This window comes from Aeromonas jandaei (assembly GCF_037890695.1).
GTDB classification, from domain to species: Bacteria; Pseudomonadota; Gammaproteobacteria; order Enterobacterales; family Aeromonadaceae; genus Aeromonas; species Aeromonas jandaei.
Genome location: NZ_CP149571.1, coordinates 4,339,936 through 4,355,238 on the forward strand (window position 1 = coordinate 4,339,936; position 15,303 = coordinate 4,355,238).

Annotated in this window: 13 protein-coding genes; 9 read left to right on the forward strand and 4 right to left on the reverse strand. The window is 60.3% G+C overall.

What is annotated here, in order from left to right:
- Window positions 1-149 precede the first annotated feature (149 nt).
- The 4 genes from WE862_RS20405 (at window position 150) to lipA (ending at window position 3,595) form a co-directional block, all read left to right on the forward strand.
- Window positions 150-1,346, forward strand: a complete 1,197-nt coding sequence (locus WE862_RS20405; protein WP_339058668.1) for a D-alanyl-D-alanine carboxypeptidase family protein — start codon at window positions 150-152, stop codon at window positions 1,344-1,346.
- 282 nt (window positions 1,347-1,628) lie between these two features.
- A complete protein-coding gene (ybeD, locus tag WE862_RS20410) occupies window positions 1,629-1,892 on the forward strand; it encodes a DUF493 family protein YbeD (protein ID WP_005348100.1) in 264 nt (87 codons plus the stop codon).
- Window positions 1,893-1,955: 63 nt separating this feature from the next.
- The gene (gene lipB / locus WE862_RS20415) at window positions 1,956-2,633 is read left to right on the forward strand and encodes a lipoyl(octanoyl) transferase LipB (protein WP_042029845.1); all 678 of its coding nucleotides are present in this window, start codon (window positions 1,956-1,958) and stop codon (window positions 2,631-2,633) included.
- On the forward strand, window positions 2,630-3,595 hold the full coding sequence (gene lipA / locus WE862_RS20420) for a lipoyl synthase (protein WP_041209955.1): 966 nt from the start codon (window positions 2,630-2,632) through the stop codon (window positions 3,593-3,595). The genes lipB and lipA overlap by 4 nt, the downstream gene beginning before the upstream one ends.
- Before the next feature lie 393 nt (window positions 3,596-3,988).
- Here lipA and WE862_RS20425 read toward each other — a convergent pair whose 3' ends face one another.
- On the reverse strand, window positions 3,989-4,549 hold the full coding sequence (locus tag WE862_RS20425) for an NUDIX domain-containing protein (RefSeq protein WP_156128647.1): 561 nt from the start codon (window positions 4,547-4,549) through the stop codon (window positions 3,989-3,991).
- 7 nt (window positions 4,550-4,556) lie between these two features.
- Entirely contained in the window at window positions 4,557-5,357 is an 801-nt protein-coding gene (locus tag WE862_RS20430) for a DUF2989 domain-containing protein (RefSeq protein WP_042029847.1), read from the reverse strand.
- A 211-nt stretch (window positions 5,358-5,568) separates the two neighbouring features.
- On the opposite strand from WE862_RS20430, the gene WE862_RS20435 reads away from it, so the two are divergent.
- Window positions 5,569-7,002 (forward strand): glyceraldehyde-3-phosphate dehydrogenase, encoded by a 1,434-nt coding sequence (locus WE862_RS20435; RefSeq protein ID WP_042029848.1) that lies wholly within the window; start codon window positions 5,569-5,571, stop codon window positions 7,000-7,002.
- Window positions 7,003-7,042: 40 nt separating this feature from the next.
- Window positions 7,043-7,336, forward strand: a complete 294-nt coding sequence (locus tag WE862_RS20440; protein ID WP_011707127.1) for a YeaC family protein — start codon at window positions 7,043-7,045, stop codon at window positions 7,334-7,336.
- Between the two features lie 235 nt (window positions 7,337-7,571).
- Here WE862_RS20440 and ansA read toward each other — a convergent pair whose 3' ends face one another.
- A complete protein-coding gene (gene ansA, locus WE862_RS20445) occupies window positions 7,572-8,579 on the reverse strand; it encodes an asparaginase (protein WP_005354141.1) in 1,008 nt (335 codons plus the stop codon).
- A 441-nt stretch (window positions 8,580-9,020) separates the two neighbouring features.
- Here ansA and gltS point away from each other — a divergent pair, with 441 nt between their 5' ends.
- Window positions 9,021-10,220 carry a sodium/glutamate symporter gene (gltS, locus tag WE862_RS20450; protein WP_042029850.1) on the forward strand — a complete coding sequence of 400 codons (1,200 nt, stop codon included), beginning with the start codon at window positions 9,021-9,023 and terminating at the stop codon, window positions 10,218-10,220.
- 199 nt (window positions 10,221-10,419) lie between these two features.
- Here gltS and WE862_RS20455 read toward each other — a convergent pair whose 3' ends face one another.
- Window positions 10,420-12,291 (reverse strand): methyl-accepting chemotaxis protein, encoded by a 1,872-nt coding sequence (locus tag WE862_RS20455; RefSeq protein ID WP_042029851.1) that lies wholly within the window; start codon window positions 12,289-12,291, stop codon window positions 10,420-10,422.
- 255 nt (window positions 12,292-12,546) lie between these two features.
- Here WE862_RS20455 and prfB point away from each other — a divergent pair.
- Both prfB and lysS read left to right on the forward strand, forming a co-directional pair.
- Window positions 12,547-13,645 (forward strand): peptide chain release factor 2 gene (prfB, locus tag WE862_RS20460; protein ID WP_339058669.1). Its coding sequence is split into 2 segments (ribosomal slippage): window positions 12,547-12,621 and window positions 12,623-13,645, totalling 1,098 coding nucleotides; the frame shifts between segments, so codons are not numbered across the junction.
- Window positions 13,646-13,661: 16 nt separating this feature from the next.
- The gene (lysS, locus tag WE862_RS20465; RefSeq protein ID WP_033112728.1) at window positions 13,662-15,197 is read left to right on the forward strand and encodes a lysine--tRNA ligase; all 1,536 of its coding nucleotides are present in this window, start codon (window positions 13,662-13,664) and stop codon (window positions 15,195-15,197) included.
- Window positions 15,198-15,303: the final 106 nt, after the last annotated feature.

The following is a 15,303-nucleotide window of genomic DNA, read 5'->3' on the forward strand; positions in this document are numbered from 1 at the left end:
TTACCGCCATCACGTCGTTTTATGGCGTGCTGGCGTTAAGTGATGGATAAAAAACCAGTTCTGATCGCCATGTCGGGCTATAACCTGCGGGCGCATCTGGTATAGTTAGGCCCGCATTTTATCCCCATCTGGATCGCAGGAATTTCAAGATGTCCAAATTTGCCCGTTCAGTTCTTCTGGCCTCACTGATCAGCGCCACCGCTCAGGCCAATACCCCGATGCCGGCTCCTACTCCGAACAGCAACCCGGTTGTTGTTCCCGCCGCACCCGAGATCTCCGCCAAGGCCCATATTCTGATCGACTACTACTCCGGTCAGGTGCTGGCCGAGCAGAACGCCGAAGAGCGCCTGCCGCCCGCCAGTCTGACCAAGATGATGACCTCCTACATCATCGGCCAGGAGCTGCTGAAGGGGAACATCAAGCGCACCGACATGGTGACCATCAGCCAGAATGCCTGGTTCAAGAACTACTCCGACTCCTCCAAGATGTTTATCGAGGTGGGCAAGCAGGTCTCCGTCGATGACCTGAACAAGGGCATCATCATCCAGTCCGGCAACGACGCCTGCGTCGCCATGGCCGAATTCCTGGCTGGCAGCACCGACTCCTTCGCCAGCCTGATGAACAGCTGGGCCGCCAAGCTCGGCATGAAAGACAGCCACTTCATGAACCCGCACGGTCTGGATGCGGAAGGTCACTACAGTACCGCTCACGACATGGCCCGTCTGGGTCAGGCACTGATCCGCGACCTGCCGGAGGAGTACAAGATCTACTCCCAGAAGTCTTTCGTCTTCAACGGCATCACCCAGCACAACCGCAACCGTCTGCTGTGGGACCAGTCCCTGCAAGTTGACGGCATCAAGACCGGCCATGTCAGCCAGGTCGGCTACAACCTGGTCTCCTCCGCCACCAACAACGAAGGCATGCGCCTGATCGCCGTGGTGCTGGGTGCCAACAGCGAAGCCTCCCGCGCCGCCGAGAGCAAGAAGCTGCTCACCTACGGCTTCCGTTTCTTCCAGAGCCTGACCCCCTACAAGGCGGGCACCGTACTGGTCACCCAGAAGATCTGGATGGGCGACAAGCCGGAAGTGAAACTGGGCGTCGACAAGGATATCTCCGTGCTGGTCACCCGCGGTCAGGGCAACAACCTCAAAGCGGACTTCCAGCTTGAGAGCGAACTGAAAGCGCCGCTGGCCAAGGGTCAGCGCGTCGGTACCGTGTTCCTGAAACAGGGTGACAAGGAGATCAAGCAGGTTCCGCTGGTTGCCCTGGAAGATGTACAAGAGGGTGGCCTGATGAGCCGTCTGTGGGACTACCTGGTGATGCTGGTCTCCAGCTGGTTCAAGTAATCGGGACGCACAATCCTCACCATACAGCGGCGCCAACAGGCGCCGCTGCTGTTTCTGGTGGCTCCAGCCAGTGAATAACCCTGTAAACTGCAGGTTCCGCCCCATGCCGATTTGTGGTAAAAAGCACCACCCCCACTCATGTCTGACGATCCGGGCCTTGATCCCGGCACGGGCCATGCCCATATAGACTTGAGATGGCGGCCCTCGCGGGCCATCGGCCAAGCGCCAAACAAGAGTGCGTCATCCCGTGACGACGCCATGAAGACACCCAAAGGTGAGTAAATGAATACCAAGTTTGACGAACTGCTGGAGTTTCCCTGCAAATTCCCGTTCAAGGTACTCGGCATTGCCGACCCGGCGCTGCCGGACATGGTGGTTGAAGTGCTGCAGCAGCACGCCCCCGGCACCTACAGCCCGACCGTCCAGCCCAGCTCCAAGGGCAACTACCACTCGGTTCGCGTGACCGTGACTGCCCAGAGCAAGGAGCACATCGAAGCGATGTACACAGCCCTTGGCAAGATCGAGCTGGTGAAGTACGTACTGTAATGTCTCTCTCGCCCCGTTCTGCGGGGCGACTGTTTTTGGCCATTGAGCCGCCGTGAGGAAGCCATGTCATCCGGGATCCCCGCCCAGAACACGCTTATCGTCAGACATCTGGGTCGCCGCCCCTACCAGCCGGTATGGGACGCCATGAAAGCCTTCACCGACAACCGCACCGGCGACACCCCGGACGAGTTCTGGGTGGTCGAACACGACCCCGTCTACACCCAGGGTCAGGCCGGCAAGGCCGAACACCTGCTCAATCCGGGCAATATCCCGGTGGTGCAGAGTGATCGCGGCGGTCAGGTGACCTATCACGGCCCGGGCCAGCTGGTGCTCTACGTACTGGTGGATGTACGCCGCTGCAAGTTTTCGGTGCGCGAGCTGGTGACTGCGCTGGAGACGGCCATCATCAACACCCTGGCCAAAAGCGATATCGTCGCCTACGCCAAGGCTGATGCTCCCGGGGTCTATGTGAAAAACGACCTCGGCATGGAGGCCAAGCTGGCCTCGCTCGGCCTGCGCATCCGCAAGGGGTGCTCGTTCCACGGGCTGGCCCTCAACGTCAACATGGACATGACCCCCTTCCTGCACATCAATCCGTGCGGCTATGCGGGCATGGCCATGACCCAGACCAGCGCCCTGGGCGGCCCGCAAAGCGTGGCCGAGGCGCAATCCATTCTGGTGGCCGAGCTGGCCCGCCTGATTGGCTATCAAACAATAACAAACACCGAGAGTGAATCATGAGCAAACCCGTTCGTATGGAGCCGGGCGTCAAGCTGCGCGATGGCGACAAGATGGCCCTGATCCCGGTGAAATTCATGCCGGATCCCAACGAGGAACTTCTTCGCAAGCCGGACTGGATGCGGATCAAGCTGCCTCCCTCCAGCCAGAAGATCGAGCACATCAAGAGCACCCTGCGCAAGAACAAGCTGCACTCGGTATGTGAAGAGGCCTCCTGCCCCAATCTGGCGGAGTGCTTCAACCATGGCACCGCCACCTTCATGATCATGGGCGCCATCTGCACCCGTCGCTGCCCCTTCTGCGACGTGGCCCACGGCCGTCCGCTCCCCCTCGATCCGGAAGAGCCGAAGAAGCTGGCGCTGACCATCAAGGAGATGAACCTCAAGTACGTGGTGATCACCTCGGTGGACCGCGACGATCTGCGCGACGGCGGTGCCCAGCACTTCGCCGACTGCATCCGCGAGATCCGCGAGCACAGCCCGCAGACCCGCATCGAGATCCTGACCCCGGACTTCCGCGGCCGGATGGAGCAGGCCCTTGAGGTGTTCCGCGAGACCCCGCCGGATGTGTTCAACCACAACCTGGAAACCGCCCCGCGCATGTACCGCGTTGCCCGCCCGGGTGCCGACTACAAGTGGTCGCTGGAGCTGCTGCGCCGCATCAAGGAGATGCACCCTCACGTACCGACCAAGTCCGGTCTGATGATGGGCCTTGGCGAGACCAACGAAGAGATCGTCGAGGTACTTAAAGATCTGCGCGCCCACGGCGTCAACATGCTGACTCTGGGCCAGTATCTGCAACCGAGCCGCCACCATCTGCCGGTGAAGCGCTACGTGCCGCCCGCAGAGTTCGACGAGCTGAAAGATGTCGCCATGGAGCTGGGCTTTACCCACGCCGCCTGCGGCCCCTTCGTGCGCTCCTCCTACCACGCGGATCTGCAAGCCAAGGGCGAAGAGGTCAAATAACCTCGCAGCAAAGAGGGGTCAAAAAAACCTCCTCTCGCCAGCAGCAATAGAAAGAGCGCCCCGAGGCGCTCTTTTTTATGACTCAACTCTTTTTATGGCTCATCTCTGGGCTGGCTGATGCTGCGCTATCAAGACCGCCGACACTCCCGAATACATCGATTTATGCTGGCATGGCGGCAGGTCGGGCACTGCTTTCTGGCCAGCATGGCCGGCAAGCCGGACGCATCGGCAAGGCAAGTTGTCTCACCAGTGCAACAGATAGAAAATTCCAACCGATTTATTTGCAACAATCTGAATCGTGAAGCCGCCCTCTATACGAGTAGGTGAGGCGCGGTGCCACCCCCGATATAGACGACAACGAGAGGCGTAGCGCTCCCTTGTCACTCCTGATGGTTACTCCTCCTCGAAGCGCCCCTGCTGATACCAGCGCTGCAACTGGGCCAGCACCCGAGTTTCCCGCGCCGTCCACTGGGGGCATGGCCCCGCCAGTTGGGTCTTGTTGGTCTGCAGCGCCTCGTCGATCGCAAACCAGCCGGGTACAAAGCCAAGCCGGATCTCGTAGGGCTGCGGCTGCGGCGCTACCAGCTGCTCGCCAATCCGGCACAGATAGTAGAGCGAGCGGATGCAGTAGGCATCGAACCCCAGCTCGCGGGCGGCGCGATACTCGCGGGTCTCGCCAAGCAGGGCGCCAACGTCCAGCAGCTCAGCGCCACACTCCTCCAGCAGCTCGCGGGCCAGCGCCACATGGTGGCTCTCCCCCGCCTCGATGCCGCCACCGGGGAACATCAGATCGCCGTTGACCCGGGAGTGAACCAGCAGCAGCTCGTCGCCGCGCAGCACCACGGCGCGCACCGTGAGGCGCTCCAGGGTGCGGCCATCGGTGGTTATCTCGCCATGCACAAACGAGAGGTCGAAGGGCTCGGGCCAGACGCTGGCCCCGGATGGGTTGCTCATCATCTCCTCAGGGTCGGTAGCTGCCGCCTTGCAGTTGCCGGACGATCTCGGCCGCCTGGGCATCGAGGGCATCCTGACGGGGTTTGCTCAGGCTGTAGTAGAGGCCAAAACGCTTGGCGGAGACCTCGGGGTTGTTCGGGAAGGCTTCGCTCACCTTGCCCCACAGATAGGCCTGCTCATACTGCTTCTGGCCCATGTAGAGGGTGCTGAGGGAGGTGAGCAGACGGCTGTTGACCTGCTCCCCCTCGCGAGAGAGGGAGAGGCCGTGGTGCAGGATGGCGATGGCCTTGTCCGGCTCGCTCTTGGCATAGATACCGGCCAGCACCAGCTGCAGGTCGGGCTCTTCCAGCCCCTTGCTCCCCTCCTGCGCCAGAAACTGCTGGCGAGCCCGCTCGTCACTGTTGTTGGTCCAGTGCCAGAGCAGCAGATAGGGATCCTGCGAGTTGCGGGTCGCCGCATCGAGCCGGGCCAGCTGATCGCCGGCGGCCAGCATCCCCTCCACCCGCGGGCTCTTCTGCTCGCGGGCCCGCTTGTACTCGATGTTGGTGGAGTGCTCGGCGCACTTGATGTAACGCTCCAGACTGCGCATCAGCTCGTAGCTGCGGCGATCGCTCTGCTCCTCTTGCAGATAGAAGCGGCTGCGGATGACATCGGTGCGCTCGTAGCGGCACCAGCCGTCGTCCACCAGATCCTGACAGAGCTCGGGGTGATTGCTGCAGATGGTGTGGAGCCGATCGTTATCGCAACCGGCGACGGCAAGGCCGGCCGAGAGGATAAAGAGAGGTTGTCGCAGGGCAGTGGGGATCATGGCTCACATCTGGTTGATAACAGTGACTGGCAACAACTGGAGTCTTATGTGGCCACCTTCGGCTAGCAAACCGGTTACATATCCATTACAATGCGCGCGCCGTATAAGGCCGCGATTGCAGAATACTATAACGAAATCGACACCCCTACACTGATCTGCATTCGACGAATTTTCTATTTGCACCAACAACGTGAAATAAAGGATCTGGTCAATGACCCACGAGCACTATCTGCAAACGTGGCAGGAGAGCCAGGAGCTCGCCGAAGCCATGCAGCCCTTGATTGGTCGCCTTTACCGACAACAAGGGGTCGAGATCACCCTCTACGGCCGCCCGCTGCAAAACGCCTCCACCATCGATATCCTCAAGGCCCACCGGGTCGTTCGCCGCCACCAGGGCGCTCCCCTCCCCATTCAGCAAAGCTTCCCCCTGCTCCAGGCCATCGTTGCCCTCAAACCCACCGCCGCCGAGGTAGACCTTGGCAAGCTGGCGGTCGGTTACTGGCAGGATCATCAGGATGAGGCGGGGATCGAGGACTATCTGCAAGCGCGACTGGCACCGGCCCTTGGCCGCAGCCAGATGCCGCAGCCGACCGACGTGGTGCTCTACGGCTTTGGCCGCATCGGCCGCCTGCTGGCCCGCCTGCTCATCGAGCGCACCGGCGCCGCCAATCCGCTGCGCCTGCGCGCCATCGTGGTACGTGGTGGTCGCGACGGGGATCTGGAGAAACGCGCCAGCCTGCTGCGCCGCGACTCGGTGCACGGCCCCTTCAACGGCTCCATCGAAGTGGATGTGGAGCGCAGCGCCATCATCGCCAACGGCACCTTCATTCAGGTGATCTACGCCAACAGCCCGGCCGACATCGACTACACCGCCTACGGCATTCACGATGCGCTGATCGTCGACAATACCGGGGTCTGGCGCGATGAGGCGGGTCTCTCCGAGCACCTGAAAGCACGCGGTGCCGGCAAGGTGCTGCTGACCGCTCCCGGCAAGGGGGAGATGAAGAACGTGGTGTTCGGCGTCAACCATGAGGTGATAGGCCCGGATGACAAGATCATCTCCGCCGCCTCCTGCACCACCAACGCCATCACCCCGGTGCTCAAGGTGATGCAGGAGCGGTACGGCATCCGCCACGGCCACGTGGAGACGGTCCACTCCTACACCAACGATCAGAACCTCATCGACAACTATCACAAGGGGGAGCGCCGCGGTCGCAGCGCCGCCCTCAATATGGTGATGACCAGCACCGGCGCCGCCAAGGCGGTGGCCAAGGCGCTGCCGGAACTCAAGGGCAAGCTGACCGGCAACGCCATCCGGGTGCCGACCCCCAACGTCTCGCTGGCCATCATCAATCTGTCGCTGGAGCAGGCCACCGATCGGGAGAGCCTCAACGCCTATCTGCAACAGATGGCGCTAAGCTCGGCCCTGCATCGCCAGATCGACTTCAGCGCCAGCACCGAGCTGGTCTCCTCCGACATGGTGGGTTCCCGCTATGCGGGCATCGTCGACTCCCAGGCGACCATCGCCGAGGGGGATCACTGTGTGCTCTACGTATGGTATGACAACGAGTTCGGGTACAGTTGTCAGGTAGTGCGGGTGATGGAGCAGATGGCTGGCGTAGTCCGCCAGGATCTGCCTGCCTGATCCCGATTCGTCATGGCTCAATGTGCAAGGAGAAGGCCGGATGTCGTTTCAACAGGGTGAGTTTTTGCAAGCAATCAGGCAGATGCCCGCAGAGGTGTACGAGCGGCTCAAGACCGCAGTCGAGCTGGGCAAGTGGCCCGATGGCAAGCCCCTCACCGACGAGCAGAAGGCCACATCGCTGCAAGCCGTGATGGCCTGGCAGGCGATGCACCTCGACAACCCGGAGCACATGAACATCGGCCGCGACGGCGAGATCGTGATGAAGAGCAAGAGCGAGCTCAAACGTCAGTATCGCGACGAGGAAGAGATAGTTCGGGTCGACCTCAACCACTGAGCCTGACCCGGCAGGCCGCCCGCGGCGGCCACAGCAAAGAGGGGAGCCATAATGGCTCCCCTCTTTTTCCACTCTCCCCATGGTGGGGAGGTCAGAAGCTGTTCACGACCTGTAGCGAGAAGACGTCAGCAAGGTGAAAAGCAGCGCAGGAACCAGAGCGTATAGATATACGTGAGGATTCCGAGCAGCACATGAGCCTTGATCACGGCTTCGCAGTAAGGTCGCGGACAGTTTCTCAGGGAGTCAGCTCCCCGCGCAGGGACTGCTGCATCAACTCGCGAATGCGGTGGGAGGGCAAATCCTGGCTCAACAGGAAGTGGAGCTTGGTGAGCGCCGCTTCGGCGGTCATGTCAAAGCCCGAGATAACCCCGGCCCGCGACAGGGCGTTGCCGGTGGCATAGCCACCCATGTTGACCTTGCCGTGCAGGCACTGGCTCAGGTTGACGATGATGACGCCGCGGGCCGATGCCTCGGAGAGCAGCGCCAGCATGGCCGGGTTCTGCGGCGCATTGCCGACCCCGAACGAGAGCAGGATCAGCGCCTTCACCGGCTGTTGCAGGATGTTGGCGATCACCTCGCTGGAGATACCCGGATAGAGAGTCACCACGCCGATGGGCTGGGGGGTGATGTCGTGCAGCACCAGCGGCCGCTCGGAGGGCACGCCCAGCTCGCCCGCTTCCAGCGAAATCGCGATCCCGGCGTTGAGCAGCGGCGGATAGTTGGGCGAATCGAAGGCGTGGAAGCCATCGGCGTGTACCTTCTTGCTGCGGTTGCCGCGATAGAGCTGGTTATTGAAGAACAGCGTCACCTCGTGGATCGGGTAGTTGGCCGCGATATAGAGGGCGTTGAGCAGGTTCTGCTGACCGTCGGAGCGCAGCTCGGCGAGTGGGATCTGGGAGCCGGTGATGATGACCGGCTTGTGCAGATCTTCGAGCATGAAGGAGAGCGCCGAGGCGGTGAACGACATGGTGTCGGTGCCGTGCAAAATGACGAAACCGTCGTACTTGTCGTAGTTGTCGCGAATATCCTCGGCAATGCGCTGCCAGTCCGCCGGGGTCATGTCGGAGGAGTCGATGAGAGGGGCATATTCGTGGATATGGTAATCCGGCATCTCGGGACGATGGAACTCGGGCATCCGCGCCAGACAGTCTTCCATAAAGCCCGCCATCGGCACATAACCGTGGTCGGAACGCTGCATCCCTATGGTGCCGCCTGTGTAGGCGATGTAGATGGACTTCTTCACACCCTCTCCTCTCTATGGGCCGAAAACCCGCGAATGATAAACCATGCGGGGCGAACCAACTGCTCGGATCCCGTCCGTTTCCGCCGCGGGCTGGAAACCGGCGAATTATAGAGACTGACGCCTCAAATGACAGCCGTTCTCTGCGCCTTTTCAGCGTTTAGTTGCCATACCTCAATGGTGTTAAATTTCACAATAAGACACTAAAACGAGCATTAATACGACAAAGATGGAATTAAACGATGCTTTTTGCTACAATCCGCCGGATTTTACTAAAATCTCATCTGGATGCCTGAGCATTTCAGGCCCGCACAAGCCCCATATTTGCTGGGGCGGGGAGATGTTTCCCCTTCTTTGCTGGCACATAAGCCACACTGTTTTTATCCCGGCTGAATCTGTGAGTCTTCACCCCGAAGGCACAGCCAATCAACATGGGAGTACTGAATGTTACAACTTGATTCCTACGCAACCCTGGTCGCTGCCACTCTGGTACTGCTGCTTGGCCGCATGCTGGTCACCCGTGTCGGACTGCTGCGCACCTTCAACATCCCCAAACCGGTCGCTGGCGGCCTGGTCGTTGCCCTGATCCTGCTGCTGCTGCGCTCTACCATGCAGCTGGAGCTGCAATTCGATACCAGCCTGCAAACCCCGCTGATGCTGGCATTTTTCGCCTCCATCGGTCTCTCTGCCGATCTCGCCAGCCTGAAACGCGGCGGCAAGGCGGTGGTCACCTTCCTGATGGTGGTCACCGGCCTGCTGCTGGTGCAGAACAGTCTGGGTGTCACGCTGGCCACCATGCTGGGCCTTGATCCCCACATGGGGCTGCTGGCTGGTTCCATCACCCTCTCCGGCGGTCACGGTACCGGCGCGGCCTGGAGCGCCACTTTCTCCGAGAAGTACGGGGTGCAATCCGCCGCCGAGCTGGCCATCGCCTGCGCCACCTTTGGTCTGGTGCTGGGTGGTCTGATCGGTGGCCCGGTAGCCCGCTATCTGGTCAAAAAAGTGGAAGTGCCCGGCGAGGAGCACAACCGCGACGACGCGCCGCAAGGCTTCGAGATGCCCGATATGGAGCGCCCGCTGACCACCTTCAGCCTGATCGAGACCCTGGCCCTCATCGCCATCAGCCTGAAAGGGGGCGAGCTGCTCTCCGCCTATCTCAAGGGGAGTGCGCTGGAGCTGCCCATCTTCGTCTGCGTGCTGTTTGTCGGCGTATTGCTGCGCAACCTGCTCACCCTCTTCAACTGGCATGAAGTAAGCGATCGCGAAGTCTCCCTGCTCGGCAACGTCAGCCTGTCGCTGTTCCTGGCGATGGCACTGATGAGCCTGAAACTGTGGGATCTGGCCAGCCTGGCGCTGCCCATCTTCATCCTGCTGGCCGCCCAGACCGTGGCGATGGCGCTCTACGCAATCTTCGTCACCTTCCGGGTCATGGGCAAAAATTACGATGCAGCCGTGCTGGCGGCGGGTCACTGCGGCTTTGGTCTGGGTGCCACCCCGACCGCGATTGCCAACATGCAGGCCATCACCCAGCGCTTCGGCCCCTCCCACCTGGCGTTTCTGGTGGTGCCCATGGTGGGCGCCTTCTTTATCGACATCATCAACGCCATGGTGATCAAGCTGTTTATGGCGATGCCATTCCTCTAATACCCCTTCCTGTCAGACGTATAAGAACAGAGCCCACCTTTGGTGGGCTCTGCCATTTCTGCACGCGGGCGACCTCGGCTCGTCACTCTTTCTGCACCTCATTCGTTCGGTCATTCCTGCGAGATAGGTAAATAAAAAGCCCCGCACTCGGCAGAGTGCGGGGCTTTCCCGGGCGGCCGTGCTCGCCGCGATTCAGAACTTACAGGATAAAGGTCGAGACCTGCTTGTTGAGGTCGGTTGCCCGCCCCTTGAGGCTCTCGGCCTGATCCAGATCGCGCATCGCGGCGGCGGTGATCTCGTCACTCACATCCTTGATGGCGGTGGTGTTCTGGGTGATCTCGCCGGTGACCTGAGTCTGCTCCTCGGCAGCGGTGGCGATCTGGCCAGCCATGTCGGAGATGAGCGATACGGCCTGGGTGATCTCCTCCAGCGCAGCGGCGGCGGCATCGGCATCCTGTACGCTGTTGTCCGCCAGCCCCTGACTGGTCTGCATCAGGCTTACCGCGCGGGCAGTAGTCTGCTGCAGGGTCTCGATGGTGGCGTGGATCTCCTGGGTGGAGTCCTGGGTACGCTTGGAGAGCACCCGCACCTCATCGGCCACCACGGCAAAGCCGCGGCCCTGCTCACCGGCACGAGCCGCTTCGATGGCGGCGTTCAGTGCCAGCAGGTTGGTCTGCTCGGCAATGCCCTGAATGGTGGAGAGAATGCCGGAGATGGCCTGAGCATGACGGCTCAGCTCGCCGATAACCTCGGTGGCCTGCCCCACCTCTTGCGCCAGATTGTTGATGGAGGCGCGAGTCTTGTGCACCAGCTTCTTGCCCTGCTCGCTGCTCATGGTCGATTGCTGGGCGGCGGCGGCGGTGTTTTCGGCGTTGCCAGCGATCTCCATGGTGGCGCTCGCCATCTCGGTGACCGCAGTGGCGACCATAGTCACCTCCTGCTGCTGACGCTGCAGCTCGTCCACGGCAGCCTGGTTGGTCACCAGACTGCGCTCGGCATCGGCGTTCAGCTCATTGGCGAGCTGGCGGATATTGGCGATCAGCTGGTGCTGGCTGCCGACGAAGCGGTTGAAGCTGTTGGCCAGCTGACCCACTTCATCGTTGGCGTCGATCTTGATGCGCTGGGTCAGATCGCCATTACCGTCGGCGATGCGAGCCAGAGCCTGGGATACCTTGCTGAGCGGGCCAAGCAGCATGCTGACCAGCCAGGAGATGGCGAGGATGCTGCCCACCAGCACCAGCAGCGCCAGACCGAGCTGGGTCATCAGCAGGGAGGAGAGCGGCGCCTCAAGGGTATCCTTGTCCAGCACCAGTACCAGCTCCCAGTCGGTATCGGGGATGTCGGTCGCCCACAGCAGCTTGTCACGCCCTTCGTTTTCGAAGTATGCCGGTACCAGCCCCTGACTCGCCTTGCTCTGATCGATCAGGGCATTGGTCAGATCGTTGTCGATCTCGGTGGCTGGCTTCATCGCCTTGGCGGCATCCTTGTAGGCGATGACGGTACCATCCTTGTGCATCATGATGGCAAAGCCGTCGGCCGGCAGTTTCATCTTGGTGACGTCTTCCACCAGCGAGGCGATGGAGAGGTCGCCCCCCACTACGCCGCCAGACACCGGCTGGGCCAGAGTCACTACCATGATGTTGTAGGCTACATCCAGATAGGGTTTGGTCACGATGAGACCACCCTTGGCCATGGCTTCCTGATACCAGCCACGGGAGCGCGGGTCATAGCCACTGCGGTTGATGGAGGGATCGGAGTCGTTCATCTTGCCGCTGCTCTCGCCAAAATAGGTGAGCTGGAAGCGGCCGGAAACCTGGGCCTGTTGCAGGGCGTTGAGGGGCTCGGCTCCCGCCTTGCTGCCCAGTGCCTGAATGACGTCGCGGCGGGCTGCGAGCCAGTCGCTGACGCTGGTGGCCTGCTGGTTGCCAAGACGCTGAACCTGCTCCTGGCTGCCCTGCAGCAACAGGTTTTTCTGGCTGCTATAGCTCTGCCAGGAGAGCAGCAGGATCACCAAGGAAAGGGCAATCACCACCGACAACAGTATCTTCTGCTTGAGTGATAGGTTTTTCATCATCTGTTCTTCTTATTTGAGGTTAGGAAGCAGTTATCTCGTATGTACACCGAACGCTAGTAGTCATTAGCGACCCCCTGCTCCAAAACTGAACAGGAAAATGGATCGACGGGCGATATTTTCTCCCGATGCGCGGAAAACTGCATCAGAAATTGCTCACCTGGCGCGCGTAAACTCAGGCAACCCTGTTTATTCCTTCCACAATTGGCTAGAATGACCCGTTTTCAAATCACATCGATCCTGAGAGTTTTCACGATGTTCGAAGTTAATCCCGTTTTAAATAAACTTAAGGAGCTGTCTGAGCGGACCGAGCTTCTTAGGGGGTACCTTTGACTATGACGCCAAGAAAGAGCGTCTGGAAGAGGTCAATGCCGAGCTGGAACAGCCGGATGTATGGAATGAACCCGAGCGCGCACAGGCGCTGGGCAAAGAGCGCGTAGCGCTGGAAAACGTAGTCGGCACCATCGACACCTTGACCCAGGGTGTTGATGACGTCGAGATGCTGGTCAGCCTGGCCGTGGAAGGGGAAGACGAAGAGACCTTCAACGAAGCCATCGCCGAATCCGAGCAACTGGAAGCCAAGCTGGTGAACCTCGAGTTCCGCCGCATGTTCTCCGGCCAGCACGACGGCTCCGACTGCTATATCGATATTCAATCCGGCTCCGGTGGTACCGAAGCGCAGGATTGGGCCAACATGGTGCTGCGCATGTACCTGCGCTGGGGCGATGCCCACGGTTACAAGCCCGAGCTGATTGAATGCTCCGAGGGCGACGTGGCCGGCATCAAGTCCGCCACCATCAAGTTCACCGGCGAATATGCCTTCGGCTGGCTGCGTACTGAAACCGGCGTGCACCGTCTGGTACGCAAGTCCCCGTTCGACTCGGGCGGCCGCCGTCACACCTCTTTCTGTTCTGTGTTCGTCTACCCGGAAATCGACGACGATATCGAAATCGATATCAACCCCGCCGACCTGCGTATCGACGTCTACCGCGCCTCCGGTGCCGGTGGTCAGCACGTTAACCGTACCGAATCTGCGGTGCGTATTACCCACGTTCCGACCGGTGTCGTGGTACAGTGCCAGAACGACCGATCCCAGCACAAAAACAAAGACCAGTGTATGAAGCAGCTGAAAGCCAAGCTCTATGAGCTGGAAATTCAGAAGCAGAATGCCGAAAAACAAGCCCTGGAAGAGACCAAGTCCGATATCGGATGGGGCAGCCAGATCCGTTCCTATGTGCTGGATGACTCCCGTATCAAGGATCTGCGCACCGGCGTCGAAACCCGTAATACCCAATCGGTGCTCGACGGTGACTTGGACAAGTTTATCGAAGCCAGCCTGAAATCAGGTCTGTAAACAAGCAGGAATCACCATGTCTGAACAAACCATCACTCCGGAAGTCGATCAAACACTCGAACTCAACAACGAGATGACTGAGCGTCGTTCCAAGCTGGCCGCCCTGCGCGCCCAGGGCAATCCTTTCCCCAACGACTTCCGTCGTGACAGCCTCTCCGGCGATCTGCAGGCAGAGTTTGGCGACAAGAGCGCCGAGGAGCTGACGAGCCTGGGTAAACGGGTGAAGATTGCCGGTCGCATCATGACCCGCCGGATCATGGGCAAGGCTTCTTTCGCCACCCTGCAGGACATGGCCGGCAAGATCCAGGTCTACGTCACTCGCGACGACCTGCCGGAAGGTTTCTACAACGAGCAGTTCAAGAAGTGGGATCTGGGCGACATCGTGGGTGTCGAAGGTACTCTGTTCAAGACCCAGACCGGTGAACTCTCCATCCATGTCTCCGACATCCGTCTGCTGACCAAGGCACTGCGTCCGCTGCCCGAGAAGCACAAGGGTCTGACCGACCAGGAAGCTCGCTGCCGTCAGCGTTATCTGGACCTGATCGCCAACGAAGAGTCCCGCAAGACCTTCGTGACCCGTACCAAAGTGGTTGCCGGTATCCGCAAGTTCCTGAACGACAAGCGTTTCATGGAAGTGGAAACCCCCATGATGCAAGTCATCCCGGGTGGCGCTTCTGCCCGTCCGTTCATCACTCACCACAATGCGCTGGACATCGACATGTACCTGCGTATCGCTCCGGAACTCTATCTGAAGCGTCTGGTGGTGGGTGGTTTCGAGCGTGTCTACGAGATCAACCGCAACTTCCGTAACGAAGGTATCTCCGTTCGCCATAACCCCGAGTTCACCATGCTCGAGTTCTATATGGCCTACGCCGACTACATCGACCTGATGGACCTGACCGAAGAGATGCTGCGCACTCTGGCACAGGACATTCTGGGCGACACCAAGATCCGTTACGCCAAAGAGGGCGAAGAGGGTCTGACCATCGATTTCGGCCAGCCATTCCAGCGCCTCTCCATGGTTGACTCCATCCTGAAGTACAACCCGGATGTGACCCGTGACGATCTGGCCACTCTGGAGAAGGCGACTGCCGTCGCCAAGCGCCTGAAGATCGAGCTGATGAAGAGCTGGGAACTGGGCCACGTGATCACCGCGATCTTCGAAGAGACCGTTGAACACATGCTGCTGCAACCGACCTTCATCACCGAGTACCCGGCTGCCGTTTCTCCGCTGGCCCGTCGCAACGACGTGAACCCGGATGTAACCGACCGCTTCGAGTTCTTCATCGGTGGCCGCGAGCTGGCCAACGGCTTCTCCGAGCTGAACGATGCAGAAGATCAGGCCGAACGCTTCCAGGCTCAGGTTGACCAGAAAGCCGCAGGCGATGACGAAGCCATGTTCTACGACGCCGACTTCGTGACCGCGCTGGAGCACGGTCTGCCGCCGACTGCCGGTCAGGGTATCGGTATCGACCGTCTGGTGATGCTGTTCACCAACAGCCACACCATCCGCGACGTCATCCTGTTCCCGGCTCTGCGTCCGCAGAAGTAAGGTTCATGCCCGCCGGGAGCCATCCCGAACGCGATAGCTTGAAAACGCCCCGCCACTGCGGGGCGTTTTTTTATCCCGTTTGCCACTGCATACCTTTCTAAATGCA

What these genes read in the sequence shown, in the direction of transcription:
- WE862_RS20405 (WP_339058668.1), top strand. Translation starts at nt 150, where the DNA reads ATGTCCAAATTTGCCCGTTCAGTTCTTCTGGCCTCACTGATCAGCGCC.
- ybeD (WP_005348100.1), top strand. Translation starts at nt 1,629, where the DNA reads ATGAATACCAAGTTTGACGAACTGCTGGAGTTTCCCTGCAAATTCCCG.
- lipB (WP_042029845.1), top strand. Translation starts at nt 1,956, where the DNA reads ATGTCATCCGGGATCCCCGCCCAGAACACGCTTATCGTCAGACATCTG.
- lipA (WP_041209955.1), top strand. Translation starts at nt 2,630, where the DNA reads ATGAGCAAACCCGTTCGTATGGAGCCGGGCGTCAAGCTGCGCGATGGC.
- WE862_RS20425 (WP_156128647.1), bottom strand. Translation starts at nt 4,549, where the DNA reads ATGAGCAACCCATCCGGGGCCAGCGTCTGGCCCGAGCCCTTCGACCTC.
- WE862_RS20430 (WP_042029847.1), bottom strand. Translation starts at nt 5,357, where the DNA reads ATGATCCCCACTGCCCTGCGACAACCTCTCTTTATCCTCTCGGCCGGC.
- WE862_RS20435 (WP_042029848.1), top strand. Translation starts at nt 5,569, where the DNA reads ATGACCCACGAGCACTATCTGCAAACGTGGCAGGAGAGCCAGGAGCTC.
- WE862_RS20440 (WP_011707127.1), top strand. Translation starts at nt 7,043, where the DNA reads ATGTCGTTTCAACAGGGTGAGTTTTTGCAAGCAATCAGGCAGATGCCC.
- gltS (WP_042029850.1), top strand. Translation starts at nt 9,021, where the DNA reads ATGTTACAACTTGATTCCTACGCAACCCTGGTCGCTGCCACTCTGGTA.
- WE862_RS20455 (WP_042029851.1), bottom strand. Translation starts at nt 12,291, where the DNA reads ATGAAAAACCTATCACTCAAGCAGAAGATACTGTTGTCGGTGGTGATT.
- lysS (WP_033112728.1), top strand. Translation starts at nt 13,662, where the DNA reads ATGTCTGAACAAACCATCACTCCGGAAGTCGATCAAACACTCGAACTC.